The organism is Paramagnetospirillum marisnigri, assembly GCF_001650715.1.
Taxonomy (GTDB): Bacteria; Pseudomonadota; Alphaproteobacteria; order Rhodospirillales; family Magnetospirillaceae; genus Phaeospirillum; species Phaeospirillum marisnigri.
The window spans coordinates 1-24,487 of sequence record NZ_LWQT01000077.1; the positions used below are offsets into that span (position 1 = coordinate 1).

Genomic DNA, 24,487 nt, shown 5'->3' on the forward strand with positions numbered 1-24,487 from the left:
ATGTCTCTTCTTCGGCATGGAATGTCCCCTTCATGGTCAGTTGAATTATTACATTCAACCTGGAGCCATTCACGGGGGGAGGGTCAATGTCTCTTCTTCGGCATGGAATGTCCCCTTCATGGTCAGTTGAATTATTACATTCAACCTGGAGCCATTCACGGGGGGAGGGTCACCCTGACCTTCTTAATGGAGGCCGCTGATGACATTTGTTACAACATCATGGACCTTGAAGACGCCTATCTCGCGGGGGACATCGCCTTCGATCTGGTCATCGGTTTACTCGAAGAAATCGCTCCCAAGTCGAATAAGGCCTATCCAGACCAAAGCGAATCAGAAATAGTATCAAGATACAGGGCTCTAGCGATCGGAGGGGCAATCTCGGCTTGCGTTGAGGCCTTCAAAGATAACTACGCTGCTATTATGACAGGAGATTTCCAGACTTCCTTAGTAGAGGCGTCGAGCAAGGCGGGAGAAATTAACAACATAAATAAGATTGCAAAGAGCCGAATTTTTACGGCCGCCCGAAAAACTGAGCTGGAGGTCTACGGTCGCAACGTAGTCTATCGTGCTCTTGACGGGCTCTTGCCTCTGCTGGACGAATTAAGTTTGGTCGGCTGGGATGCAAGCAAGCTAAGTTCCTATCATGTGCAGGTTGTAAGGGCGCTGAGATTCCCAACGGATTCCCTCACTAGCTCGTACGACGCCCTGCATTCGTTAACCGACTTTATTTCTGGGATGACCGATAGATATGCGGTGAAGGTCGCGGACATGCTCGGGAGGCCATAACGTAGGAGCCGAGGCGTTGAGTACCATTCACCTGCGAAATGGAGACAGCGTCGGCTCCGAGATGCGCGGAAATTCTCATCTTTTATGCAACCTCTTGCCGGAATTCTCATCTAATGCGGGGCGGGGACTTTGACTTATGCGGTGCGGTGAGCGATGGATGGCAATGAAGCTGGAGCGGGGATTCTCGTCTTATGCGCAAACCGACATAACGCCTCCCCCATGGAGCGCGGGCGTCCCCGCCCGCTTTTCCTGCTCTAACGCAGCGATGCCTCGATATTGCCGCCATCGACGGTGACGGTGCAGGCGGTGACCTTGCCCGCCTTGGCCAGCCAGACGAAGGCGTCGGCCACGTCCTCGGCGGCGACCTCGCGGCCCAGCAGATTGCCCGCCATGTAGTCCTTTTCCGTCAGGCCGCGGGCCTTGGACCGGCTGGCGATCATCTCGGCGGTCAGCAGGCCCGAGCGGATGCGGTCAGCATTGACCGCGCAGGAGCGGATGCCGTCCTTGCCGTGATCCAGGGCGTATTGCTTCATCAGGAACAGGGTGGCGGCCTTGGGCAGGCCGTAGGGGCCGAAATTCTTGCCCGGATTGACCGACTGCTTCGAGGCGTTGAACAGCAGGGCGCCGCCGGTGCCCTGGGCGGTCATCACCCGCACCGCGTTCTGGGCGACGCTTTGATGGGCGAAGAAGTTCAGCTCGAACGAGTGCCGCAGCACCTCGTCCGCCACCGTGCCCACCGTGCCCTGCCAGGCGGCGCCGGCATTGCTGACCACCACGTCGATCCCGCCGAAGCGCGTCACCACGGCGTCGAAGGCGGCCCGCACGCTGGCCGGGTCGGTGACGTCGCAGGCCAGGCCCAGGGCCTTGCCGCCGCAGGCCTTGGCCGCCGCCTTGGCGGCGTCGGGGTCGAGGTCGAGCACCGCCACCTCGGCGCCCTCCTTGGCCAGGGCCTTGGCGGTGGCGGCACCGATGCCGGAGCCGCCGCCGGTCACCACCGCCACCTGACGGGCCAGCGGCTTTTCCGCCCCCTTGCCCAGCTTGGCCTGTTCCAGCGACCAGTATTCCAGGTCGAACAGATGATCCTCGGACACCGGCTGGAAGCGGCCGATGGCCTCGGCGTCACTGACGCTTTCCACCGTATTGACGGCAATGTCGGCGGCGATGGCCGCATCCTTGGCCGAGGCGCCGATGCCGAACAGCCCCAGACCCGGCACCAGGGCGACGCGGGGCATGGGGTCCAGCTCGGTCTTCTTGACGTCCTGGCGGGCGTTGTTGGCGGCGAAATAGGCGTGGTAGCGGGCGATGAAGCCGTCGATGGCGGATTTGGCCGCCTCGGTCCATTCGGCCAGCTTGCCCGCCTCGGGGGCGGGCAGCACCACCGGCCAGTTCTTGGTGCGGATGGTGTGGTCGGGGGTGACCACGCCCTGCTGGGAATAGCGCGATACCTCGGCGCCGTTGACATAAGCGAGGATGGCGTCGGAGGCGCGGAAATCCATCACCCAGCGCTTGAAGTCGCCCTCGCCCCGGTCCATGGCCAGCAGGCCGCGCAGGATCGGCGCCACCTCGGCCAGCGGCGCCGGGGTCTGGGGCAGACCGGCGGCCGGGACCAGGGTCTTGCGCCCCTGCGTCAGGCGCGCCTCGGCGGCGGAGACATGGGTGATCATGCGCTCATAGGCGGTGCGGGCATCGTCGGCGAAGGTGAAGATGCCGTGCTTGAGCAGGATCAGGCCTTCCACCGTAGGGTCCTGCTCGAAGACCTCGGCCGCCTTCTTGGCCAGGGCGAAGCCGGGCATGATATAGGGGACATATCCCATCTTCTTGCCGTAGACCTCGCGGGCCAGGGCCTCGCCGTCGGGCTGGTCCACCAGGGACAGCACAGCGGTGGAATGGGTGTGGTCGATGAATTTGTGGGGCAGGAAGGCGTGCAGCAGCGTCTCCACCGACGGATTCGGCGAGGACGAGGTCATCAGATTGCCGCGCTGGAAGTCCACCATGTCCTCGTCGGACAGTTTTTCCAGGCGGCGCAGGGTCAGGAGCGGCGCCAGCCGCACGGCGGGCAGACCGGCCGGCTCGATATCGCCCATGTCCCAGCCAGAGCCCTTGACGCACAGTACCGGCACATCCTCGCCCAGCAGATCCTTCACCGTGGTCTTGCACGAGGTGTTGCCGCCGCCATGCAGCACCAGCTTGGGGTCGCCGCCCAGCAGCCGGGTGGTGTAGACGCGAAGGGCCAGATCGCGGTTGACGCCCTGGGTGGCGTATTTGGCGACGAAGGATTCGGCTTGCGTCTCGGACCACAGCGACTTCATGGCGACCTCGAAAGGATGTGGGGCGGGGCATTCATAGCCGGGTTTTTCGGCGCTGTCACGGCCGCGAGGGTTCGACAGGGGCCGTTATCTGTCCTATGTACTAGGTGATCGACAAGGGGAAGCCGATGCTCGAGTCCATGAACGTCTCCATCCTGATCGTTTCGGGATTGGTGGCGTTGTCCATCTTTTCCAGCCTGCTCAGCTTCCGCATCGGGGCGCCGCTGCTGCTGGTGTTCCTCTGCGTCGGCCTGGTGGCGGGCGAGGACGGGCTGGGCGGGCTGCATTTCGACGATGTCCAGGCGGCCTATCTGATCGGCAGCGTCGCCCTGGCCGTCATCTTGTTCGATTCCGGCTTCCACACCAGCGTCAAGGCCTTCCGTGCCGCCGCCTGGCCCGCCATCTCCATGGCGACACTGGGGGTGGTGGTGACCACATCGGTGGTGGCCGTCCCGGTGCATTACCTGATGGGCTTCGGCTGGCTGGAATCGGCGCTGATGGGCTCCATCCTCGCCTCCACCGACGCGGCCGCCGTATTCTTCCTGCTGCGCGTCGGCGGCATCCATGTGCGTGACCGCGTGCGATCCACCCTGGAAGTGGAATCGGGCAGCAATGATCCCATGGCCATCTTCCTGACCCTGGCCCTGGTGGGGCTGCTGGCCTCGGGGGCCAAGGCCTCGCCGCTGATGGTGCTGGCCGATCTGGTCATGGAATTCGCCGTCGGTGCGGCGGTGGGCATGGCGGGCGGCGCGCTGATCGTGCTGGCCCTCAATCGCATGGGATTCGAGCGCGGACTGCAGCCCCTGGCCGCCATCTCGCTGGCCATGGTGGTGTTCGCGGTGGCGGGCGTGCTGCATGGCAGCGGCTTCCTCGCCGTCTATATCGCCGGACTGGTGGCGGGCAATGCCCAGATCAACGCGCCCGAGACCATGCGCCGCTTCCAGGACGGCCTGACCTGGCTGGCCCAGATCGTCATGTTCCTGACCTTGGGACTGCTGGCGACGCCATCGGAGTTCCCCGCCTTCGCCCCCGCCGCCCTGGCGGTGTCGGGGGTGCTGATCTTCGTGGCGCGGCCGCTGGCGGCGTGGCTTTGCCTGCTGCCCTTCGGCTTCAAGCGCAACGAGACCGCCTTCGTCGCCTGGGTGGGCTTGCGCGGCTCGGTCTCGGTCCTGCTGTCCATCGTCCCCATGATGATGGGGCTGGCCCATGGCCGCGATTATTTCATCCTGGCCTTCCTGGTGGTGCTGGTCAGCCTGGGGCTGCAGGGCTGGACCATCGGCGTGGTCGCCCGCTTCCTCGGCCAGATCGTGCCCAAGCGCATCGGCCCGGTGGAACGCATGGAGCTGGAAATCCCCGGCGCCCGGCACGAATTGGTGGCCTATCGCATCGTCGCCGATTCCCTGGTGGCGCGCGGCCATCGCCTGCCGCGCTGGGCCGAACCGTCGCTGGTGGTGCGCGACAGCCGGTCCTACAGCGCCTTCGCCGCCGGGCAGTTGCAGCCGGGCGACACCGCCTATCTGTTCGCCCGGCCCGAGCGGGTGCCGCATCTCGACCGGCTGTTCGCCAGCGCCGCCCCGGCGGCCGAGGCCGACCGCCGCTTTTTCGGCGACTTCGCCCTGGCGCCGGGCATCCATATGAAGGAATTGGCCATATCCTACGGCCTGCCGGTCCCGGCCATGGATTTCGACATGAGCATCGCCCATTGGGTAATCCGCGAGCTTGGGCATGCCCCCGGTATCGGCGACCGGGTGACGCTGGGCGAGGTGGAACTGATCGTGCGCGGCCTGGACTGGGATGACAGCATTTCGGAAATCGGCCTGGCGGTGGAGCCCACCGCCGTCGACGCGCCCAAGCTGCCGGTGTTCCAGACCCGCACCGAGTTGAAAGCCATGATGAAACGCTGGCTCAAGAAGGGAGTGACCTGATGGCCCTGGTAAAAACCCATCGCCAATTGATCGATGAGGCCAACGCGGTGGTCGAGACCATTCCCACCGCCGCCGCCATCGCCCTGCATGGCGATCCCGAGGTGGTGTTCGTGGATTTGCGCGACCCGCGCGAGCTGGAACGCGAAGGCGTGATTCCCGGCGCCTTCCACGCGCCGCGCGGCATGCTGGAATTCTGGATCGACCCCACCAGCCCCTATTTCAAGGAGGTGTTCGGGTCGGGCAAGCGCTTCGTGTTCTATTGCCAGTCGGCCTGGCGTTCGGCCCTGGCCACCAAGGCGGTGCAGGAGATGGGCCTCGCCCCCGTCGCCCATGTGGAAGGCGGCTTCCGCGCCTGGAAGGACGCCGGTGGCCCGGTGGGCGACAAGCCCAGCCGCGAGCATAAGGGCTGAGGGCCTACCGCCAGCCCACGTCCCGGGCCAGGGCTTCCAGCACCTCGGACGAGGCTTCCCATTCCTCGGGCGGCGGCGCGCCGTCATGGCGGGCGGAATCGCGGGCGGTGGCGATGGTTTCGGCCAGGGGCGCCAGCCCCACGGCGGCACGCCGGGCATCCACCGTTTCCGGCTCCTCCACCGCCAAGGGCGTCAGCACCCCGTCCTGCCAGTCCAGTTGCGTGCCGTAGCGCTGGGGGCGGCCTTCCAGGGCGCGGATCCGATCCTCCAGCATGGCGGCCTGACGCGGAGGCACCTCGCCCCGGTTGGCGGCGCCCTTGAGCAGACCCAGGCAACGCCGCATGAAGCTGGGCCGCGATACCGCGTGCATGGCGATCAGCCAGGCGGCCTCGGCGCCATCCTCGCCGGCGGCGTCGGGAGTGGGCCAGCCCTCGTCGTCGATGATCAGTTCCAACTCGCGGGCATTGGCCTCGTGCAGGCGGCGCAGCGCCGGGGCATAGCCGCCCACCGGCTCTCCCGACTGGGCCAGTTCGGCCCGCAGGGAGAGCTCGGCGTCCTTCAGCGTCAGCAGACGGTGACGGAACGGCTTGACCACCGCGAGGGGGCTCCTAGCCGCGCGCCCCGCTCAGCAGGCCACGGGCGATGACCTGGGCCTGGATTTCCGCCGCGCCCTCGAAGATGTTGAGGATGCGGGCGTCGCACAGCACGCGCGAGATGGGGTATTCCTCGGCATAGCCGTTGCCGCCATGGACCTGCAGGGCGTTATCGGCATTGGCCCAGGCGACGCGCGCCGCCAGCAGCTTGGCCATGCCCGCCTCGATGTCACAGCGATGGCCCTCGTCCTTCTCGCGCGCCGAGAAATAGGTGAGCTGGCGGGCGATCATGGTTTCCACCGCCATCCAGGCGATCTTGCCGCCGACGCGGGGGAACTCGTAGATGGGCTTGCCGAACTGGACGCGGTCATTGGCGTATTTCAGGCCGGTCTCCATGGCGCATTGGGCGACGCCCACGGCGCGGGCGGCGGTCTGGATGCGGGCCGATTCGAAGGTTTCCATCAGTTGCTTGAAGCCCTGGCCCTCGACGCCGCCCAGCAGATTGGCGGCCGGGACCTTGAAGCCGTCGAAGCCCAGCTCGTATTCCTTCATGCCGCGATAGCCGAGAACCTTGATCTCGCCGCCGGTCATGCCCTCGGCCGGGAAGGGATTATCCTCGGTGCCGCGCGGCTTGGGCGCCAGCATCATGGACAGGCCCTTCCAATCCTTGGTGGCGGGATCGGTGCGCACCAGCAGGGTCATGACGTCGGTGCGCGCCGCATGGGTGATCCAGGTCTTGTTGCCGGTCACCACATAGGAGTCGCCGTCCTTGACGGCGCGGGTGCGAAGCGAGCCGAGGTCGGAGCCGGTATTGGGCTCGGTGAACACGGCGGTGGGCAGAATCTCGCCGGTGGCGATCTTGGGCAGCCATTCCTGCTTCTGCTCCTCGGTGCCGCCGAGGCGGATCAGCTCGCCCGCGATCTCGGAACGGGTGCCGAGCGAGCCGACGCCGATATAGCCGCGCGACAGTTCCTCGGTGACCACGCACATGGACATCTTGCCCAGGCCGAGGCCGCCGTATTCCTCGGGCAGGGTCAGGCCGAACACGCCCATCTCGGCAACATGGTCCACCACCTCAATGGGGATCAGTTCATCCTTGAGGTGCCATTCATGGGCATGGGGGATGACCTCGTTCTCGGCGAAGCTGCGGAACTGATCGCGGATCAGCACCAGGGTCTCGTCCTCCAGGCCCGAATCGCCGAAATGATGGCCGTCGCGGACCAGTTCGGCGATGCGGGTGCGCACCGCCGCGGTGCAGCCGCCATGCATCAGCGCCGAGGTCTCGGCCGAGGTGTGGGCGTGGCGGGTGGGAGAATCCAGGCCCAGATCGGCGGGGCGGATGATCTCGCCCTGGCTCATGGGAATGCCGCCATGGATCTGACAGAGATATTCGCCATAGGCCGCCTGGAGCATCAGGGTCTCCAGCTCGCCCAGCTTGCCCGCCGCCTCCAGCCGCTTGGCCCAGCCCAGCATCTGCTCCAGCGCCGCCACATAGGTCGCCAGCCAGGCATAGCCGTGGGCGGCGGTCTGGTTGGCCTCGAACAGGGCGCTGTCGATCTTGCCGCCCTTGCTGACCATGGCGGTCACGGAGTCCTTGGCGACAAGGCGCAGCTTGTCCACCACGGCCAGGGCCTTTTCACAGGTGGGGATCAGGTCGGGAAGCAGGATGGCGGTCATGGGCGGCGTCCTTACCTAAAGAAAAATGGGCCCGGCACGAGGATGCCCGGATCAAGTCCGGGCATGACGATACTCTTGTTTCGTCATTGCCGGGCATGACCCGGCAATCCATCGGCCGTTCAACGGGCGTCTTAGCCCTCGATGCAGTCCTCGACGGTGTAGCGGCCGGGCTTGAAGGCCTGGACCAGCACCGCCATGTTGCCCGGCTTGTGCAGGTTCTTCAGCATCTGCATATGGGCCAGCGGGATGTCGTCCCAGGAATAGACCTCGGACATGCAGGGGTCGATGCGGCGTTCGATCACCAGCTGGTTGGCCTGGGCGGCCTGCAGCAGGTTGGCGAAGTGGCTGCCCTGGATACGCTTCTGGCGCATCCACACGAAACGGGCGTCGAAGGTCAGGTTGTAGCCGGTGGTGCCGGCGCAGAACACGACCATGCCGCCGCGCTTCACGACATTACAGGACACCGGGAAGGTGGCCTCGCCGGGATGCTCGAACACGAAGTCGACGTCGTTGCCCTTGCCGGTGATGTCCCAGATGGCCTTGCCGAACTCGCGGGTCTTCTTCATGTAGTCGGAGAACACCTTGGGATCGCCGTCCACGTCGGGCAGCTGGCCCCAGCAGTCGAAGTCCTTGCGGTTGATCACGCCCTTGGCGCCGAGGCCGAGGACGAATTCGCGCTTGTCCTCTTCCGAGACCACGCCGATGGCGTTGGCGCCCGAGACGGCGATCAGCTGGATGGCCATGGAGCCCAGGCCACCGGCGGCGCCCCACACCAGCACGTTATGGCCGGGACGCAGCACATGCGGACGATGGCCGAACAGCATGCGATAGGCGGTGGCGAGCGTCAGGGTGTAGCAGGCGCTTTCTTCCCAGGTCAGGTGCTTGGGACGCGCCATGACCTGCTGGGCCTGGACGCGGGCGAACTGGGCGAAGGAACCGTCGGGGGTCTCGTAGCCCCAGATGCGCTGGCTCGGCGAATTCATCGGATCGCCGCCGTTGCACTCCTCGTCATCGCCGTCGGTCTGGTTGCAGTGAACCACCACCTCGTCGCCGACCTTCCAGCGCTTCACCTTCGAGCCGACCTTGTAGACGATGCCCGAGGCGTCGGAACCGGCGATGTGGTAATCGGCCTTGTGATAGTCGAACGGCGAGATCGGCTTGCCCAGGGCGGCCCAGACGCCGTTGTAGTTCACGCCGGCCGCCATCACCATGATCAGGACTTCATGGGAGTCGATCTCGGGGGTGTCCACCACCTCGACCTGCATGGCCGTGTCGGGATTGCCGTGACGCTCGCGCCGGATGGCCCAGGCGTACATCTTCTGGGGCACATGCCCGAGCGGCGGGATCTCACCGACTTCATAGAGATCCTTGACCACCTGTTCGCTCATCTGAGAACTCCTTAACACCGTCGGGACCACAATTCGCCGACGCCGCCCCTGTGGGAGCGTCCGGCACCCCCGCCTTTTAGCGTTTTGTTGCTTCCTTCGCAATGCACAAAATGATAGTTTGTTTCGCGAAGTCGGGGTTTCGAGAAATTTTAGGTCGCCGCACCCTCTAAACCCCCGGCAAACCGGCATTTTTTGAATAAGAGCAAATTGGAGCGCACGATGACCGAGAAGACCGCCCGCGAGAAGCCCTGGCTGATTCGTACCTATTCCGGGCACAGCTCGGCGGCGGAATCCAATAAGCTCTATCGCACCAATCTCGCCAAGGGCCAGACCGGCCTGTCCATCGCCTTCGACCTGCCGACCCAGACCGGCTATGACAGCGACCACATCCTGGCCAAGGGAGAAGTGGGCAAGGTCGGCGTCCCCGTCTGCCATATTGGCGACATGATGACCCTTTTCCAGGACATCCCCCTGGAAAAGATGAACACCTCCATGACCATCAACGCGCCCGCCGCCTGGCTGCTGTCGCTCTATATCGCCACCGCCGAACGCCAAGGCGCGGCGCGGTCCAGCCTGAACGGCACCACCCAGAACGACATCATCAAGGAATACCTGTCGCGCGGCACCTATATCTTCGCGCCGCAACCCAGCCTGAAGCTGACCAGCGACGTCATCGCCTTCACCTATCGCGAGGTTCCCAAGTGGAACCCCATGAATGTCTGTTCCTATCACCTGCAGGAAGCGGGCGCGACGCCGGAACAGGAACTGGCCTTCGCCCTGGCCACCTCCATCGCGGTGCTGGATACCGTGCGCCCGGTGGTCCCGGCGGCCGATTTCGAGCAGGTGGTCAGCCGCATCAGCTTCTTCGTCAACGCGGGCATCCGCTTCGTCACCGAACTGTGCAAGATGCGCGCCTTTACCGAGCTGTGGGACGAGATCTGCCGCACCCGCTACGGCATCACGGACGAAAAGGCGCGACGCTTCCGCTATGGCGTCCAGGTCAACAGCCTGGGCCTGACCGAGCAGCAGCCGGAAAACAACGTCTATCGCATCATCCTGGAAATGCTGGCGGTGGTGCTGTCCAAGAACGCCCGCGCCCGCGCCGTGCAGCTTCCCGCCTGGAACGAGGCCCTGGGCCTGCCGCGCCCGTGGGACCAGCAATGGTCGCTGCGGCTGCAGCAGATCGTCGCCTACGAGACCGACTTGCTGGAATTCGGCGACATCTTCGACGGCTCCACCGAAGTCACCCGCAAGGTCGAGGAATTGAAGGTCGGCGCCCGCGAGGAACTGGCGCGCATCGACGCCATGGGCGGCGCGGTCGCGGCGGTGGAATCCAGCTACATGAAGCAGAAGCTGGTGGAATCCAACGCCCGGCGCATCGGCGCCATCGAATCCGGCGAGCAGATCGTGGTCGGCGTCAACAAATGGACCGAGACCGAGCCCAGCCCGCTCACCACCGGCGACGGCTCCATCATGACCGTCGACCCCAAGTCCGAGGCCGAACAGATCGAGCGCCTCAAGGCCTTCCGGGCGTCCCGCGACGCCAAGGCAGTGGAAGCCGCCATCAGCGCCCTGAAATCAGCGGCGAGCGAAGGCCGCAACATCATGGAGCCCTCCATCGCGGCGGCCCATGCCGGGGTGACCGGCGGCGAATGGGCCGCGACGCTCCGCGACGTGTTCGGCGAATACCGGGCGCCCACCGGGGTGGCCAGGGCCGCCGCGCAGGTCAAGGGCGAGAAGATGAGCGCGGTGCGCGCCGAGGTGGAGAAGGTCTCGGCCAAGCTGGGCCGCCGGGTCAAGATGCTGGTGGGCAAGCCCGGCCTGGACGGCCATTCCAACGGCGCCGAGCAGATCGCGGTTCGGGCGCGCGACGCGGGCATGGAGGTGGTCTACGAAGGCATCCGCCTGACCCCAGCCCAGATCGTCAACGCGGCGCTGGAGGAAGGCGTCCATGTGGTCGGCCTGTCCATCCTGTCGGGCAGCCATATCCCGCTGGTGACCGAGGTGCTGGAGCGCATGAAGGCCGCCGGTCTGGGCGATATTCCGGTCATCGCGGGCGGCATCATCCCGCCCGAAGATGAAAAGGCCCTGCTGGCCGCCGGCTGCGCCCGCATCTATACCCCCAAGGACTACGACATCACCGCCATCATGGGCGATATCGTCGGCCTGCTGGGCCAGCGGGCGGCGTAGAAAAGCGGGCTGGAAGCCCGCGCTCCGTCCTCATGACCGGAGCGGAGCGCGGCCGTCCCGGCCGCCTAACCGTCCCCCTGGTCCACCAGCGCCAGCAGACGCTTCAGCGCCCTGTCCTCCACCCCCAGGCCCTCCAGCGCCGCCACGGTCTGGGCGAGGTAGTCGCGGCTGCGCCCGGCCTTGCCCTCGCCCTGACGGATCAGCGCCACGGCACGGGCTTGGTCGGGCGGCACGTATTGTGCGTGATCGCGCCGGGCGATGAAGGCCCAGGCCGCCTGCCTGCGCCCGTCATCCAGGGTGATCGGCACGAAACGGGGCAGATAGACGCCGGTGATCATCTCGCGCTCAAAGAGCATCCGTTGCACCTCGTCCACCAGGTCGGCCGCCACCCGGAAGGCGCGGCCCCGGCACGAGCCGCCGCGATCGAGCCCCAGCACCAGACCCGGCCGCTCGTGGGTGCCACGATAATGATTGGACAGAATGCACATGGCGCGGTGATAGCCCTTGAGCCGGGCGCCGCTCTCCTCCACATGAGGGAAGTCCGGCCGCCACATCAGCGAGCCATAGGCGAACACCCAGAATGGCGGAGCGGCTTGCCCGATGTCCCCGGCCGGGGTAGAGGTTGAGGGGAGATCATCCCTGGCAGGCGTCATGTCCATCCGTATCCGCATCATCCTTGTCGTCCTGCTCGCCCTGTCGGGGGCGGGCATTGCCGCCTATTGGTTCCACGCGGCGGGGCTGCTGCGCAAGGGGATCGACGATTTCGCCGCCGCCCGCCGGGCCGAGGGCTGGACGGTGGAGCTGTCCGAACCGGCCATGAGCGGCTTTCCCACGCGGGTGAATGCCCGGCTGGACTCGGTCACACTGCGCTCGCCCCTCGGGCTGGCCTGGTCGGCGGAACAACTCTCGGTCAGCGTTCCCCTGACATCGCCGCTGGAGCCGGTGGTGGAAGCGCCGGGCTTCCACCGGCTGGCGGGCTTCGGCTGGTCCGGCGTGGTCTCGGCCAAGACCCTGACGGCGCGGCCGCGCCTGACCCTGGAGGGGCAACTGGCGGCGCTGGCGGTGACGGGCAGCGCCCTGGCGCTGGAACAGGCCGGATACGATCCCCTGATCCTGGACCGGGTCGAGTTGGGGCTGGACTGGCCGCGCCCCGCCGACCACAGCCATCATGCCGCTTTCCTGACCCTTCGCCTGGAGCTGGACGGGCTCGGCCTGCCCGATCTGACCGGCCTGCCCTTCGATCGCCGCGTCGCCGCCATCCGCCTGAATGCCCGGATGATGGGAACTCCGCCCGATGGCGGCTTCGCCACCGCCCTGGCCGCATGGAGTGGCGAAGGCGGCACGGTGGAGATCGACCGGGCGCTGGTGGAATGGGCACCGCTGGGGCTGGAGGCCGACGGCACCTTCGCCCTCGATCCCGGCCTGCAGCCGCTGTTGTCGGCCTCGGCCCGGGTCCGCGGCGGCGGCGACCTGGTCACCCGGCTGGTGGCGGCGGGAGTCATCGAGCCCGGCGCCGCCGAGGCCGCCCGCTTCATGCTGGCCCTGATGGCCCGCCCCGATCCCCAGGGCCGCCCCACGCTCAACATGCCGCTGACCCTGCAGGACGGCGTGCTGACCGCCGGTCAGTTCCCGCTGCTGCGGTTGCCGCCCCTGCTGCCCCTGCCCGGAGTCCCGACGCCATGACCAAGCCGTTCCAGCCGCCCAGCCGCATCCTCATGGGGCCCGGCCCCTCCGACGTGCATCACCGGGTGCTGTCGGCCATGGCGCGCCCCACCATCGGCCATCTCGACCCCCAGTTCATCGTCATGATGGATCAGGTCAAGGCCATGCTGCAGCAGGCCTTCTTCACCGACAACGCCCTGACCCTGCCGGTGTCGGGGCCGGGTTCGGCGGGCATGGAGGCCTGTTTCGTCAATCTGGTGGAACCCGGCGACACCGTGGTGGTCTGCGTCAACGGCGTGTTCGGCGGCCGTATGAAGGAGAATGTCGAGCGTTGCGGCGCCACGGCGGTGGTGGTGGAGGACGATTGGGGCAAGCCGGTGGACCTGGAAAAGGCGGAAGCCGCCTTGAAGGCCCATCCCGGCGCCAAGGCCCTTGCCTTCGTCCATGCCGAGACCTCCACCGGTGTCGAATCCGATGCCCGTTCCCTGTGCGAACTGGCCCGCGAGCATGGCGCGCTGTCCATCGTCGATGCCGTGACCTCGTTGGGCGGCATTCCGGTGCTGGTGGACCACTGGGGCGCCGACGCGGTCTATTCCGGCAGCCAGAAATGCCTGTCCTGCACCCCGGGCCTGTCGCCGGTCACCTTCTCCGATCGGGCGGTGGAGGTGCTGAAGACCCGCAAGACCAAGGTGCAGAGCTGGTTCCTGGATTTCAGCCTGCTGACCGCCTATTGGGGAGGCGGCGCCAAAAGGGCCTATCACCACACCGCCCCCATCAATGCGCTGTACGGGCTGCACGAATCCCTGGTCATGCTGCACGAGGAAGGCATCGAGCATGCCTGGACCCGGCATTCCATGATGCATCAGGCGCTACTGGCGGGGCTCGAGGTGATGGGCCTCGGACTGCTGGTGGAGCCCTCGGCGAGACTGCCGCAACTGAACGCCGTGCTGGTGCCAGATGGCGTGGACGAGGCGGCCGTGCGCGCCCGGCTGCTGGCCGAGCACGGGCTTGAGATCGGCGCCGGTCTGGGCGCCCTGGCCGGCAAGGTCTGGCGCATCGGCCTGATGGGGCAAAGCGCCACGCCGCACCATGTCACCACCTGCCTGTCGGCTTTGGAAGCCGCCCTGATCGCCCAGGGGATGACGCTGGCCCCCGGCGCGGCGGCGGCGGCGGCCAATCGCCTGCTGCTGGTGTAATTCCTGCCGCCATTTGACCTGTCATCCCGACGACCATCGGGAGGAGGGAACTCCGCCTGGAATGCTGCTTCCAAGCAGGAAGAGCCGGTCCAGGACGAGATCCCTCGCTGCCGCTCGGGATGACAAGACACGTCGAACCAAACGCCAAGCGGTGTAAATCGGCGGCTTGTTCCCGCCGGGGAATTGGTTATCCTGACCATGGAGTAGGGTGTTTGAACCGCGCCACCCGCTCCCCCCTCTCAGCAGAAACGGAGTTGAGTCCATGCTTGTCTCGGAAATTCTCGCCAGGAAGGGCAACAAGGTTTTCAAGATCCTGCCGACCAAGGCCATGATGGATGCGGTTCAGGGCATGGCCTCGTTCAAGGTCGGCGCCGTGCTGGTGGTCGACGCCAACGACGTCACCCAGGGCATCTTTACCGAACGCGACGTCACCCGCTGTCTCGCCGCCCATGGCGCGGGCGTGCTGGAAGCCCCGGTGGGCGAGCACATGACCCGCAATCCGCTGGTCTGCAAGGCCACCGACAGCGTCGCCTCGGTGATGAGCCAGATGTCCACCCATCATTTCCGCCACATGCCGGTGTTCGACAACGGCAAGATGATCGGCATCGTCTCCATCCGCGATCTGGTCTCCAACAGCCTGGAACGGGCCGAGTTCGAGGCCGAGGCCATGCGGGCCTACGTCACCGCCAGCTAAGTCTTCCGGCCTCCTCCGACCGCGTCGGGGGAGGCCCTTGACGACCCCGAAATCCATCCTATCTCGTTTGCACGGAGCCGCCGAATGCGGGGCTCCGGGGCGACGGCAAGACGCCGCGTCCAAGCTGGTTGCTTCGCAAAGGAGAACTGGAAATGCGTACCTTCGACCTTACCCCCCTATTCCGCTCCACCGTCGGTTTCGACCATCTCAACCACCTGTTGGAGACGGCCAACCGCCTGGACGAATCCGCCCTGTCCTATCCGCCCTACAATATCGAGAAGCATTCCGAGGATGCCTATCGCATCACCATGGCGGTGGCTGGCTTCGAGGAGGGCGACCTGGAGATCACCTCCAAGGGCCAGACCCTGGTCATTTCCGGCAAGCTGCGCAAGGAGGAGCCCAAGGTGGAATTCCTGCATCGCGGCATCGCCGGGCGTTCGTTCGAACGCCGTTTCGAACTGGCCGACCATATCCGGGTCGACCGCGCCGCCCTGGCCAACGGCCTGCTGCATGTGGATCTGGTGCGTGAAATCCCCGAGGCCATGAAGCCCCGCACCATCAAGATCGAGGCCCAGGCCGATCCCAAGCTGATCGAGTCCAAGGCGGCCTAAGCCCATGACGGGGACGGAGGAATCGCCATGCGCTTCCATCTCGACCCCGTCACCCTCGCCGATCAGCGCCGCCGCAATCTGCGGGATACGGTGCTGATCCTGGCGGGGATCTTCTCCCTGATGGCCCTGATCGGCTGGATGCTGGCGGGCGGGCTGGGTATTGCCCTGTCCGCCCTGGGCACCGGCTTGGGTCTGCTGCTGCATCCCCACGCCGCCGGGGCGGTGATGCGCCATCTGCTGCGGGCCAGGCCGCTGCCCCCCGCCTTGGCGCCCCGGCTGTGGCAGATTCATGCTGAACTCAGCCGCCGCGCCGATCTCGATATCATCCCACCGCTCTATCTCATCCCGGATGCCCGCATCCAGGCGCTGTCCTCCGGCTGGGGCCGTGACGCGGCGGTGGCGGTGTCGGAAGGGCTGCTGTACCGCTTGAGCCCCCGCGAGGTCGCCGCCGTTCTGGCCCACGAGATCGGCCATATCCGGGCGGGCGATCTGCGCATCCTGCGCCTCGCCGAGATGGCCGGGCGCCTGACCCGCGCCGTGGCGCTGGCCAGCGTGCTGCTGCTGGTCTACTACCTGCCCGAGGCCATGGCACTGGGCGCCTCGGTCTCGCCCCTGGCCCTGGCCGCCATCACGCTCGGCCCCATCGCCTGCGACCTGCTGATCCTGAAGCTGTCGCGCACCCGCGAATTCGCCGCCGACGCCACCGCCTGCGAATTGACCGGCGACCCCGAGGCCCTGATCGCGGTTCTGTCCCGCCTGGGCGGCCACTGGGACCGCCGTGGCGCCCTCGACCTCAGCCTGATCCGCACCCATCCCACCATTCCGGAACGCATCGAACGCCTGCGCGAGCTGTCGCCACCCCGCCGCCCGGGGCCGTGGGAGATGTTCGGAATGCTGATGCGGTCGGGGATCAGGGAGTAGCAAGGGAGGCGGGCGAAGCACCCGCCCCCCTTTCCTTTTCCTACAGCCCCTTTTCCATCACCGAGACCAGACGCCGGGCAAAGGCAGCGGGGTCGGCCGGGGGCTCGCCCTCGACGATGCGGGCCTGATCCAGCAGCAGGGCAGCCATGTCGTCCACCAGCGGGCCGGTGCCTGCGGCGGCGACCTTGGCGGCCAGGCCCTTGATCAGGCCGTGGCGGGGGTTGATCTCCAGGATGCGGGGCTTTTCGCCCGGACCCTGGCCATGGGCGCGCAGCAGCTTTTCCAGATGCATGCTCATATCGCCCGAATCGGCCACCAGGCAGACGGCGGATTCGGTCAGGCGCTCCGACACCTTGACGTCCTTGACCTTGTCGCCCAGCGACAGCTTCAGCGCCTCGATCAGGGTGGTGACCTCGCCCGCCGGAGCCTCATCGGCCGCCTTGTCCTCGGCGCCCTCGGGGGCCTTGACCTTGGAGAGGTCGGCACCCGAAGCGGTGACCGAGCGCAGCTCCTTGTCCTGGTAGCGCGGAATGGCCGACACCCAGAACTCGTCGATGGGATCGGTCAGCAGCAGCACCTCGACGCCCTTGGCGATAAAGCCTTCCAGTTGCGGGCTCTGCTTCAGCTTGGCCAGATCGTCGCCGGTGATGGTGTAGATGGCGTCCTGGCCTTCCTTCATGCGCCCCACATAGTCGGCGAGGGTGGTCCAGCCATCGCCATGGGTGGTACGGAAGCGGCACAGTTCCAGGATGTCGTCGCGGCGCTCGAAATCCTCGTAGATGCCTTCCTTCAGCACGGCGCCGAAGGTCTCCCAGAAGGTCTCGAAGCCGCCCTCGGCGTCCTCGGCCTTCTTCTTCAGTTCGCCCAGCACCCGCTTGACCAGGCCGGAGCGGATCTTGGCCAGCACCGGATTGTGCTGCAGCATCTCGCGGCTGACATTGAGCGGCAGGTCCTGGCTGTCGACCACGCCCTTGACGAAGCGCAGGTAAGGCGGCAGCAGTTCCTCGCAGTCATCGGTGATGAAGACGCGGCGGACATAGAGCTTCACATGCTGCTTGCGGTCGGGATGGAAGATGTCGAACGGCTTGGACGACGGGATGAACAGCAGGCCGGTATATTCGATGGCCCCTTCCGCCTTGTAGTGCAGCGTCGACCACGGCTCGTCGAAGGCATGGGCGACGTGGTGGTAGAATTCCTTGTACTGCTCGGGCGTGATCTCGGACTTGGACCGGGTCCACAGGGCGCTGGCGGAATTGATGGTTTCCTCGTCCTTGTCCGCCTCTTTCAGGCGCACCGGGATGGCGATGTGGTCGGAGTAGCGCTTGACGATGGATTTCAGCCGGAAGGCCTCGGTGAACTCCGTCTCGCCTTCGCGCAAGCGTAGCGTGATGGACGCGCCGCGCGTCGCCTCGGGGGCCTCGGAGACGGTGAACTCGCCCTTGCCGTCCGACACCCAGCGCCAGCCCTTGGCCTCGCCCGCCTTGCGGCTGACCACCGTCACTTCGTCGGCCACCATGAAGGCGGAGTAGAAGCCGACGCCGAACTGGCCGATCAGGTTGACGTCCTTCTTGGCGTCGCCGGTCAGCCGCGCCAGGAATTCCGAAGTGCCGGACTTGGCGATGGTGCCCAGATTGGCGATCAGTTCGTCATGGTTCATGCCCATGCCGTTATCGGCGATGGTGAGCGTGCCCGCCGCCGCATCGGGAATCAGGCGGATGCAAAATTCGGCATCGCCCGCCAGCAGGTCGGGCTCGGTGATGGCGCCGTAGCGCAGCCGGTCGCAGGAATCCGAGGCATTGGAGATCAGCTCGCGCAGGAAGATCTCCTTGTTGGAGTAGAGCGAGTGCACGACGATATCGAGCAGCTTGCCGACTTCCGCCTGGAATTGACGCTTTTCTTCGGCCATGGCCAATGAGACTCCACTTGAAAGCTATGAACAGGAAAGCGCCCTGATATGAGGTCAGGTTCGGACGGTTGCAAGTCCGACGATTCTCGCGGACAATGAAGGTTCGCTCCGGGGGCATTGCCCGAGCGCCCGCAAGCGGTTATGTATGCCCTCGATTTTCACCCAAGCGACCGTTCGCGGGCGCGGAAAAAGAACCAAGTCGCCCTAGAAGCCGCCCAAGGCGGACCACCCAGCGACTGATATTGATGGAGACGTTGATGCAGATTCCCCTCCAGATCACCTTTCACGGCGTGGATCACTCTGACGCCGTTGAAACCCGCATCCGCGAAAAGGTGGCTAAACTGGAGCAACTCTGCGATCGGATCACCAGCTGCCGCATCGTGATCGAGTCGCACCACCGCAACACCTCCAACCTTCATCACAAAGGGGAACCCTTCCATATTCGCCTCGACATCACCGTGCCCGGCACCGAACTGGTGGTGAAGCGCGACCCCAAGGACAGCCACGTCAACGAAGACATCTATGTGGCCCTGCGCGAAACCTTCGCCAGCATGGAGCGTCAGCTGAAGGAATATGTCGAGCGCATGCGCGGCGACGTGAAGGCACGCGCCCGCGCCTGATCGTGATCTGACCGACCTGCATGGGTGGGGCAAACCCACCCATGCATCAAATTTTTTGAACTGAACTCCGCGCAAGGTTGAAGCGCGCCCTTAGTTCATGTACAAGGCTGTTCGATATTGCGGCGCAGCATAACCGGCGCCCACCGGACCAGCCATGAACATCGACCTCGCCAGAACCTTCCTCGAAATCGTCGACACCGGCAATTTCAACAAGGCCGCCGAACGGCTTTCCGTCACCCAATCCACCGTCAGCATGCGCATCAAGGCGCTGGAGGACGAATTGGGGCGCCCGCTGTTCGTGCGGTCCAAATCCGGCACGCAACTGACCGCCGCCGGGCTGCAGTTCCGCCGCTATGCCACCACCATGGTCCGGGTCTGGGAACAGGCCCGCCAGGAACTGGCGCTGCCGCCGGGCTTTCGCACCGTCTTGAATATCGGCGGCCAGTTCTCGCTGTGGGACCGGCTGCTGGTGCAGTGGATTCCCTGGATGCGCACCGCCATGCCCGATGTCGCCCTGAAGGCCGAGGTCGGGCTGTCGGACGGCTTGATGCGCCAGTTGATGGAAGGCCTGCTGGATGTGGGGGTGATGTATTCGCCGACCTCGCGCCCCGGCCTGCATATCGAGAAGCTGCTGGAGGAACGCCTGGTGATGGTCTCCACCCGGCGCCGCTCGGTGGAGGAATGGGACGTGGATTACGTGCTGGTGGATTGGGGGCCGGAATTCCGCGCCGCCCACAGCCAGGCCTTCCCCGACCTCAAGACTCCGGCGGTGTCGGTGGGTCTGGGCGCGCTGGGCCTGCAGCATATCCTGGCCTATGGCGGCACCGGCTATCTGCCCATGCGGGTGGCGCGCAGCTATCTGGCGGCGGGCCGACTGTTCCTGGTCAGCCAGGCGCCGGAATTCCGCCGCCCCGCCTATCTGGTCCATGCCGAGGACGAAGCCCGCGAGGACTGGTTCGCCACCGCGCTGGACGGGTTGCGCTACGTCGCCTCGCTGGAAAACGAAGAGTAGCCAAACCTTCGCATTAGACTCCCCCGGACCACATAACCTTTCGGTTATGGATGGCCGAGAAAGGATCGGGTATTACCCTTATTGGGATGGGTGCCCTCCTTTGGGGGATCAAGGTATGTCGATCGCGTGGCGCGATGCCATGAGCGTGGGGGACCCCGTCATTGATGCCGATCACCGGCATCTGGTGGAGATGATCAACGTCTTCGAAGCTGCCATCGTCGGCACTATCGACCACAAGAAGGTGGCGCGGGTGCTGCTGGGACTGGTGGAATACACCGGCGAGCATTTCAAGCGCGAAGAAGATATCCAGCTGAAGATCCGCTATCCCTACCACGAGTCCCACCGTCACGGTCACCGTGACGTGCTGCGGCAACTGACCGGCATCGTCCAGACCTATACCGCCGCCCGGGGCGAGGAGCGCGACCGCATGATCCGCGACCTGGGCAAGTTCCTGCGGGAATGGCTGGTGGATCACATCATCCAGTCCGACCTGCGGATGAAGCCCTATGTCCTGAAGCAGCAGGCCGAGGAGGCCGAGGCCCGAAAGCGCCAGCGGGCCGCCATCGCCGTGTCGGAACAGATCGCCGGGGTGCGGTGAAACGGAGTCAGGAGCGGGTCAGTGGCGGGAAAGCCGCCACGCCCTTGACCTCGCGCTCGTATTCCAATGAAGCCCGGACATTGGGATAGGCCAGGGAGTCCCAGGGAATGTCGTCCCAGGACAGCAGGGCCACCTCCAGGCTTTCCGGACCGGCGGCGAACCGGTCGTCAAGCATGCGGGCGCGGTAGATCAGGTGGACCTGGCTGATCTGGGGGATGGAGGTGATGGTCAGCAAGCCGTCGACCTCGACCCTGGCCTGGGCCTCTTCCCAAACCTCGCGCGCCGCTCCCTGCTCGGTGGTCTCTCCCAGTTCCATGTACCCCACCGGCATGGTCCAATAGCCCAGGCGGGGCTCGATGGCGCGACGCACCAGCAGGTAACGATCCTGCCAGGTGCAGACCGCGCCGACGATCACCTTGGGATTCTCGTACATCACGAAGCCACAGTCGCCGCAGACCAGGCGTTCGCGGTCGTCGCCGTCGGGGATAGTCCGAATGGTAGGGCCGGATGGTTTCATTGGGGCAGTGTCGCCGAATTTCTCTTGTCTGTCATGTGTCGAGGATGCTAGCCAACCCCCCATGGTCGGGTTACCCTTCACGCGTGGGGATGGATCGGCTGTTCAACCAGGCGGAGGGTTGCTTGCGCTATTGCCTGATCTGTCTCATTCGGAAAAGCCATGGCTAGACAGTTTTCCCTGTCGGTCAGCGATGCCTTCGCCCAGGCCATGCGTACCTGGGAATCGGGCAATGCCACCGAGGCCCGCAGGCTGGCCCGGCTGATCGCCGATGCCAATCCCGGATTCGGCGGCGCCCATTACCTGCTGGGCGCCATCGCCCTGTCCCAGGGCCAGGCCCGCAAGGCGTCCGAACATCTGTCGCGGGCAGTGGCCGCCGACCCCAACCAATCGGTGCCGCGACTGGCGCTGGGCCGTGCCCTGGAGGCTCAGAACAGCCTGAACGCGGCCATCGTCCAGTATCGCGCCGTCCTGATCACCGAGCCAGACCATGCCGAGGCCCATGCCCGCCTGGCGGCGCTGCTGGCCCGCACCGGCAAGGCCAGCCAGGCGCTGGATCATGGCCGCCATGCCATCGCCGTCAATCCCAACCATGCCGAGGCCCTGTGCGCCCTGGGCGCCTTGCTGCATCAACAGGGCGAGGACCGCGAGGCGCGGGGCTATCTGGAACGGGCCCTGGCGCTGCGGCCCGACTGGGGGGTGGCACTGCACAATTACGGTCTGGTGCTGCGGCGCCTGGGCGAGGCGGAGCGGGCCGCCGCCCTGTTGTCCGGAGCGGTGGACCTGCGCCGCGACCATGCCGCCACCCGGGCCAATCTGGCCGGTGCCCTGCGCGAGATGGGGCGGCTGGACGAGGCGCGTATCCAGGCCGAGCAGGCCGCCAAGCTCGCGCCGCGCGACGCGGTCGGCTGGATGGAGCTGGGATTGATCCGCAACGCCCAGGGCATGCCGGAAGGAGCCGCCGCCGCCTTCGAGCGCGCCGTCACCGCCGAGCCGGATTCGGTGGACGCCCATTGGTGCCTGGCCGAGGCGCGCCGCCTGCTGGGCGAAACCGCCAAGGCGACCGCCCATTATCGCCGCTGCCTCGAACTCGACCCCGACGATACCCACGGCGCCGCCCTGGGCCTTGCCCTGACCGGCGGGGCGCCGGTGCCGCAACGCGCCCCCGACGCCTATGTGCGCCAGTTGTTCGACGACTATGCCGAGACCTTCGACAGCGCCCTGGTCAACCGGCTGGGCTATCGTGCTCCGGCGCTGCTGGCCGAAGCATTGGAACGGGATCTGGTCCGCAAGACCGGGCTGGCCGTGCTGGATGCCGGTTGCGGCACCGGCCTGGCCGCGCCGGTCTTGCGGCCCCTGGCCGGACGGCTCGACGGCATCGACCTGTCGCCCGCCATGGTGGACAAGGCCCGCGCCCGGGGCCTGTATGACGATTTGGCCGTGGGCGAGCTTGGCGCGGCGCTGACCACCCGTCCCGCCACCTACGACCTGATCGTGGCCGCCGACGTGCTGGTCTATTTCGGTGATCTGGAACCGGTGCTTCACGCCGGTTTCGCCGCGCTTCGCCCCGGCGGCATCTTCGCCTTCACGGTGGAGCGGGCCGAGGATTGTTCGTCCTATCTGCTGGGAGCCAAGAACCGCTACGCCCATGCCGAGGATTACGTGGCCGCCAAGGCCCAGGTGGCGGGCTTTGCCCTGGCCCGCATGGACCACGCGGTCACCCGCCGCGAGGCCGAGGCCGAGGTTCCCGGCCTGGTGGTCATCCTGCGTCGGCCATGATGGCGGCCAGGCCCTCGCGATAACCGGGATATTTCAGCCGCACCCCCAACTCCTCCTTCATGCGCCGGTTGGAGACCCGCTTGTTATCGGCATAGAAACTGAGCGCCATGGGCGACAGCACCGATTTGGCCTCCTCCCAGGGAAGTTCCGGCGGGGGTTCCACCCCCAGCAGGGCACAGGCATGGGCGATCACCTCTTGGGGCGGCGCCGCGTCGTCATCGCACAGATTATAGATGCCCCCTGGACGGGGACGCGCCAGCGAGGCCGCCACCGCGCTGGCGATATCCTCCACATGGATACGGCTGAACACCTGACCGGGCTTGCTGATGCGCCTCGCCTCGCCCGCCCGCACAGTGTCGATGGCGGAGCGTCCGGGGCCATAGATTCCCGCCAGCCGGAAGACATGGGCCGACAGGTCCAGCCCCAATTCCAGCCATTGCCGCTCGGCCGCGACCCGGCGGCGCGAGCGCTCCAGCGACGGATTGACCGGCGTCTCCTCGTCCACCCAGCCGCCGCCGTGATCGCCATAAACCCCGGTGGTGGAGAGATAGCCGACCCAATCGGGGGCGCGGGCACGGATGGCGTCGCCCATCACATCCAGCACCGGGTCTCCCATTGCGTCCGGCGGCACCGAGGACAAGACCGCCGCCACCCCGTCCAGGCACGCAGGGTCCAGCGGATGGTCGCGGTCGAAAGGCAGCACCGTGACCCCGGGCAAATCCACTGCCTCGCCCGAGCGGGTGGTGCCCGTCACCTGCCACCCGGCCGCCGCCAGGGTCCGGGCGATCACCCGGCCGGAGAAACCCAGCCCGAACAGAAAGAACTTACGTGTCACCTCGTCATCCTCCCTTTCCGGGCTCCCTCCCCCGGCTCGGCCGGGGGAGGGTTGGGGTGGGGGCCATCCGCATGTCCCCCTTGCATCCGCCCCGCTTTTGATGACACTACGCCGTCATGAAGCGTCTCGTCATCCTTTTGGCACCCCTCCTGCTCGCCGCCCTGCCGGCGCGGGCCGAGGCCATCAATCCCCGCCAGGAATACCGCACCTGCCTGCATCTGGCCCGCACCAAGCCCGACGAGGGCTGGGAGGAAGCCATCGCCTGGACCTCGCTGGGCGGCGGCGAACCGGCACGCCACTGCGCCGCCGTGGCGCTGATCGGACTAGGCAAGCTGGAAGAGGCGGCAACGCGGCTGGAAGCCCTGGCCAGCCAAAGCCGCGCCGCCCCCGCCCTGCGCGCCGAGATGCTGGCCCAGGCGGCCCAGGCCTGGCTGCATGCCGGACAGCCGGAAAAGGCCCTGGCCGACCTGGATACCGGCCTTTCGCTGGTGCCGGGCCAGCCCGACCTGCTGCTGGACAAGGCGGTGGTCTATGCCCAGGCAGCCCATTATCCCAAGGCGGTGGAGGCCTTGAGCCAGGTGCTCAAGACCCAGCCCAACCGGGTCGAGGCTATGGTGCTGCGCGCCAGCGCCTATCGCTACATGGACAAGCTGGACTTGGCCAAGGATGACATCGCCCGCGCCCTGGTGCTGGAGCCCGGCGTTCCCGACGCCCTGCTGGAACGCGGCATGATCCGCCGCCTGGAGGACAACACCGCCGGAGCCCGCGAGGACTGGCTGAAGGTGATCAACGCCGTCCCCGACAGCACCGCCGCCGACACCGCCCGGCGCAATCTGGAACTGATGGATGTGAAGGTGAAATAGC

General features: G+C 66.2%; 22 protein-coding genes. 14 read left to right on the forward strand and 8 right to left on the reverse strand.

Going from position 1 to position 24,487, the window contains the following annotated elements; translation table 11 throughout:
• Positions 1-786: hypothetical protein (locus tag A6A04_RS14340; protein WP_216636118.1), on the forward strand; the 786-nt coding region annotated here is incomplete at its 5' end.
• Positions 787-1,040: 254 nt separating this feature from the next.
• Here A6A04_RS14340 and A6A04_RS14345 read toward each other — a convergent pair.
• Complete coding sequence (locus A6A04_RS14345; RefSeq protein WP_068494035.1) at positions 1,041-3,095, reverse strand: bifunctional aldolase/short-chain dehydrogenase; 2,055 nt, start codon at positions 3,093-3,095, stop codon at positions 1,041-1,043.
• Positions 3,096-3,220: 125 nt separating this feature from the next.
• On the opposite strand from A6A04_RS14345, the gene A6A04_RS14350 reads away from it, so the two are divergent.
• Both A6A04_RS14350 and A6A04_RS14355 read left to right on the forward strand, forming a co-directional pair.
• A complete protein-coding gene (locus tag A6A04_RS14350) occupies positions 3,221-5,017 on the forward strand; it encodes a potassium/proton antiporter (protein ID WP_068494037.1) in 1,797 nt (598 codons plus the stop codon).
• Positions 5,017-5,427: a rhodanese-like domain-containing protein gene (locus A6A04_RS14355; RefSeq protein ID WP_068494040.1), complete on the forward strand. Its 411-nt coding sequence runs from the start codon at positions 5,017-5,019 to the stop codon at positions 5,425-5,427. Before A6A04_RS14350 ends, A6A04_RS14355 begins: the two co-directional genes overlap by 1 nt.
• Before the next feature lie 4 nt (positions 5,428-5,431).
• Here the strand turns inward: A6A04_RS14355 and A6A04_RS14360 are convergent, their stop codons facing one another.
• From A6A04_RS14360 to ccrA, 3 genes are all read right to left on the reverse strand, one after another.
• Positions 5,432-6,022: a DUF6624 domain-containing protein gene (locus A6A04_RS14360; protein WP_068494042.1), complete on the reverse strand. Its 591-nt coding sequence runs from the start codon at positions 6,020-6,022 to the stop codon at positions 5,432-5,434.
• 13 nt (positions 6,023-6,035) lie between these two features.
• Positions 6,036-7,697, reverse strand: coding sequence for an acyl-CoA dehydrogenase family protein (locus A6A04_RS14365; protein WP_068494043.1), 1,662 nt, complete (start codon positions 7,695-7,697; stop codon positions 6,036-6,038).
• 131 nt (positions 7,698-7,828) lie between these two features.
• A complete protein-coding gene (gene ccrA / locus A6A04_RS14370; RefSeq protein WP_068494045.1) occupies positions 7,829-9,085 on the reverse strand; it encodes a crotonyl-CoA carboxylase/reductase in 1,257 nt (418 codons plus the stop codon).
• A gap of 219 nt (positions 9,086-9,304) precedes the next feature.
• Here ccrA and A6A04_RS14375 point away from each other — a divergent pair, with 219 nt between their 5' ends.
• Positions 9,305-11,275 carry a protein meaA gene (locus A6A04_RS14375; protein ID WP_068494047.1) on the forward strand — a complete coding sequence of 657 codons (1,971 nt, stop codon included), beginning with the start codon at positions 9,305-9,307 and terminating at the stop codon, positions 11,273-11,275.
• 65 nt (positions 11,276-11,340) lie between these two features.
• Here the strand turns inward: A6A04_RS14375 and A6A04_RS14380 are convergent, their stop codons facing one another.
• A complete protein-coding gene (locus A6A04_RS14380) occupies positions 11,341-11,928 on the reverse strand; it encodes a gamma-glutamylcyclotransferase (protein WP_082914969.1) in 588 nt (195 codons plus the stop codon).
• On the opposite strand from A6A04_RS14380, the gene A6A04_RS14385 reads away from it, so the two are divergent.
• The 5 genes from A6A04_RS14385 (at position 11,927) to A6A04_RS14405 (ending at position 16,359) form a co-directional block, all read left to right on the forward strand.
• Complete coding sequence (locus A6A04_RS14385; protein WP_068494049.1) at positions 11,927-12,958, forward strand: DUF2125 domain-containing protein; 1,032 nt, start codon at positions 11,927-11,929, stop codon at positions 12,956-12,958. The genes A6A04_RS14380 and A6A04_RS14385 overlap by 2 nt on opposite strands.
• A complete protein-coding gene (locus A6A04_RS14390) occupies positions 12,955-14,133 on the forward strand; it encodes a pyridoxal-phosphate-dependent aminotransferase family protein (protein ID WP_068494052.1) in 1,179 nt (392 codons plus the stop codon). Before A6A04_RS14385 ends, A6A04_RS14390 begins: the two co-directional genes overlap by 4 nt.
• Positions 14,134-14,395: 262 nt before the next feature.
• Positions 14,396-14,827 (forward strand): CBS domain-containing protein, encoded by a 432-nt coding sequence (locus tag A6A04_RS14395; RefSeq protein ID WP_068494054.1) that lies wholly within the window; start codon positions 14,396-14,398, stop codon positions 14,825-14,827.
• Positions 14,828-14,979: 152 nt separating this feature from the next.
• Positions 14,980-15,438: an Hsp20 family protein gene (locus tag A6A04_RS14400; RefSeq protein WP_068494055.1), complete on the forward strand. Its 459-nt coding sequence runs from the start codon at positions 14,980-14,982 to the stop codon at positions 15,436-15,438.
• Positions 15,439-15,465: 27 nt separating this feature from the next.
• The gene (locus tag A6A04_RS14405; RefSeq protein ID WP_068494057.1) at positions 15,466-16,359 is read left to right on the forward strand and encodes a M48 family metalloprotease; all 894 of its coding nucleotides are present in this window, start codon (positions 15,466-15,468) and stop codon (positions 16,357-16,359) included.
• Between the two features lie 40 nt (positions 16,360-16,399).
• Here A6A04_RS14405 and htpG read toward each other — a convergent pair whose 3' ends face one another.
• The gene (gene htpG, locus A6A04_RS14410; RefSeq protein ID WP_068494059.1) at positions 16,400-18,265 is read right to left on the reverse strand and encodes a molecular chaperone HtpG; all 1,866 of its coding nucleotides are present in this window, start codon (positions 18,263-18,265) and stop codon (positions 16,400-16,402) included.
• Positions 18,266-18,522: 257 nt separating this feature from the next.
• Here htpG and A6A04_RS14415 point away from each other — a divergent pair, with 257 nt between their 5' ends.
• The 3 genes from A6A04_RS14415 to A6A04_RS14425 all read left to right on the forward strand — a co-directional run bounded on the left by A6A04_RS14415 (position 18,523) and on the right by A6A04_RS14425 (position 20,495).
• A complete protein-coding gene (locus A6A04_RS14415) occupies positions 18,523-18,885 on the forward strand; it encodes an HPF/RaiA family ribosome-associated protein (RefSeq protein ID WP_068494062.1) in 363 nt (120 codons plus the stop codon).
• Between the two features lie 154 nt (positions 18,886-19,039).
• Positions 19,040-19,897, forward strand: coding sequence for a LysR family transcriptional regulator (locus tag A6A04_RS14420; protein ID WP_068494064.1), 858 nt, complete (start codon positions 19,040-19,042; stop codon positions 19,895-19,897).
• 115 nt (positions 19,898-20,012) lie between these two features.
• Complete coding sequence (locus A6A04_RS14425) at positions 20,013-20,495, forward strand: bacteriohemerythrin (protein ID WP_068494066.1); 483 nt, start codon at positions 20,013-20,015, stop codon at positions 20,493-20,495.
• A 7-nt stretch (positions 20,496-20,502) separates the two neighbouring features.
• On the opposite strand, the gene A6A04_RS14430 is transcribed toward A6A04_RS14425, so the two are convergent.
• On the reverse strand, positions 20,503-21,012 hold the full coding sequence (locus A6A04_RS14430) for an NUDIX hydrolase (protein WP_068494068.1): 510 nt from the start codon (positions 21,010-21,012) through the stop codon (positions 20,503-20,505).
• Positions 21,013-21,171: 159 nt separating this feature from the next.
• Here A6A04_RS14430 and A6A04_RS14435 point away from each other — a divergent pair, with 159 nt between their 5' ends.
• Positions 21,172-22,788: a tetratricopeptide repeat protein gene (locus tag A6A04_RS14435; RefSeq protein WP_068494069.1), complete on the forward strand. Its 1,617-nt coding sequence runs from the start codon at positions 21,172-21,174 to the stop codon at positions 22,786-22,788.
• On the opposite strand, the gene A6A04_RS14440 is transcribed toward A6A04_RS14435, so the two are convergent.
• The gene (locus A6A04_RS14440; protein ID WP_068494071.1) at positions 22,769-23,623 is read right to left on the reverse strand and encodes an SDR family oxidoreductase; all 855 of its coding nucleotides are present in this window, start codon (positions 23,621-23,623) and stop codon (positions 22,769-22,771) included. The two genes, A6A04_RS14435 and A6A04_RS14440, sit on opposite strands and share 20 nt — an antisense overlap.
• A 116-nt stretch (positions 23,624-23,739) precedes the next feature.
• Here A6A04_RS14440 and A6A04_RS14445 point away from each other — a divergent pair, with 116 nt between their 5' ends.
• Complete coding sequence (locus A6A04_RS14445; protein ID WP_068494073.1) at positions 23,740-24,486, forward strand: tetratricopeptide repeat protein; 747 nt, start codon at positions 23,740-23,742, stop codon at positions 24,484-24,486.
• Position 24,487 lies beyond the last annotated feature (1 nt).

Coding starts and splice junctions, on each gene's coding strand:
- ccrA (WP_068494045.1), bottom strand. CDS start 9,085: ATGAGCGAACAGGTGGTCAAGGATCTCTATGAAGTCGGTGAGATCCCG.
- A6A04_RS14390 (WP_068494052.1), top strand. CDS start 12,955: ATGACCAAGCCGTTCCAGCCGCCCAGCCGCATCCTCATGGGGCCCGGC.
- A6A04_RS14375 (WP_068494047.1), top strand. CDS start 9,305: ATGACCGAGAAGACCGCCCGCGAGAAGCCCTGGCTGATTCGTACCTAT.
- htpG (WP_068494059.1), bottom strand. CDS start 18,265: ATGGCCGAAGAAAAGCGTCAATTCCAGGCGGAAGTCGGCAAGCTGCTC.
- A6A04_RS14355 (WP_068494040.1), top strand. CDS start 5,017: ATGGCCCTGGTAAAAACCCATCGCCAATTGATCGATGAGGCCAACGCG.
- A6A04_RS14365 (WP_068494043.1), bottom strand. CDS start 7,697: ATGACCGCCATCCTGCTTCCCGACCTGATCCCCACCTGTGAAAAGGCC.
- A6A04_RS14385 (WP_068494049.1), top strand. CDS start 11,927: ATGTCCATCCGTATCCGCATCATCCTTGTCGTCCTGCTCGCCCTGTCG.
- A6A04_RS14435 (WP_068494069.1), top strand. CDS start 21,172: ATGGCTAGACAGTTTTCCCTGTCGGTCAGCGATGCCTTCGCCCAGGCC.
- A6A04_RS14420 (WP_068494064.1), top strand. CDS start 19,040: ATGAACATCGACCTCGCCAGAACCTTCCTCGAAATCGTCGACACCGGC.
- A6A04_RS14395 (WP_068494054.1), top strand. CDS start 14,396: ATGCTTGTCTCGGAAATTCTCGCCAGGAAGGGCAACAAGGTTTTCAAG.
- A6A04_RS14445 (WP_068494073.1), top strand. CDS start 23,740: ATGAAGCGTCTCGTCATCCTTTTGGCACCCCTCCTGCTCGCCGCCCTG.
- A6A04_RS14430 (WP_068494068.1), bottom strand. CDS start 21,012: ATGAAACCATCCGGCCCTACCATTCGGACTATCCCCGACGGCGACGAC.
- A6A04_RS14405 (WP_068494057.1), top strand. CDS start 15,466: ATGCGCTTCCATCTCGACCCCGTCACCCTCGCCGATCAGCGCCGCCGC.
- A6A04_RS14400 (WP_068494055.1), top strand. CDS start 14,980: ATGCGTACCTTCGACCTTACCCCCCTATTCCGCTCCACCGTCGGTTTC.
- A6A04_RS14345 (WP_068494035.1), bottom strand. CDS start 3,095: ATGAAGTCGCTGTGGTCCGAGACGCAAGCCGAATCCTTCGTCGCCAAA.
- A6A04_RS14425 (WP_068494066.1), top strand. CDS start 20,013: ATGTCGATCGCGTGGCGCGATGCCATGAGCGTGGGGGACCCCGTCATT.
- A6A04_RS14350 (WP_068494037.1), top strand. CDS start 3,221: ATGCTCGAGTCCATGAACGTCTCCATCCTGATCGTTTCGGGATTGGTG.
- A6A04_RS14380 (WP_082914969.1), bottom strand. CDS start 11,928: ATGACGCCTGCCAGGGATGATCTCCCCTCAACCTCTACCCCGGCCGGG.
- A6A04_RS14415 (WP_068494062.1), top strand. CDS start 18,523: ATGCAGATTCCCCTCCAGATCACCTTTCACGGCGTGGATCACTCTGAC.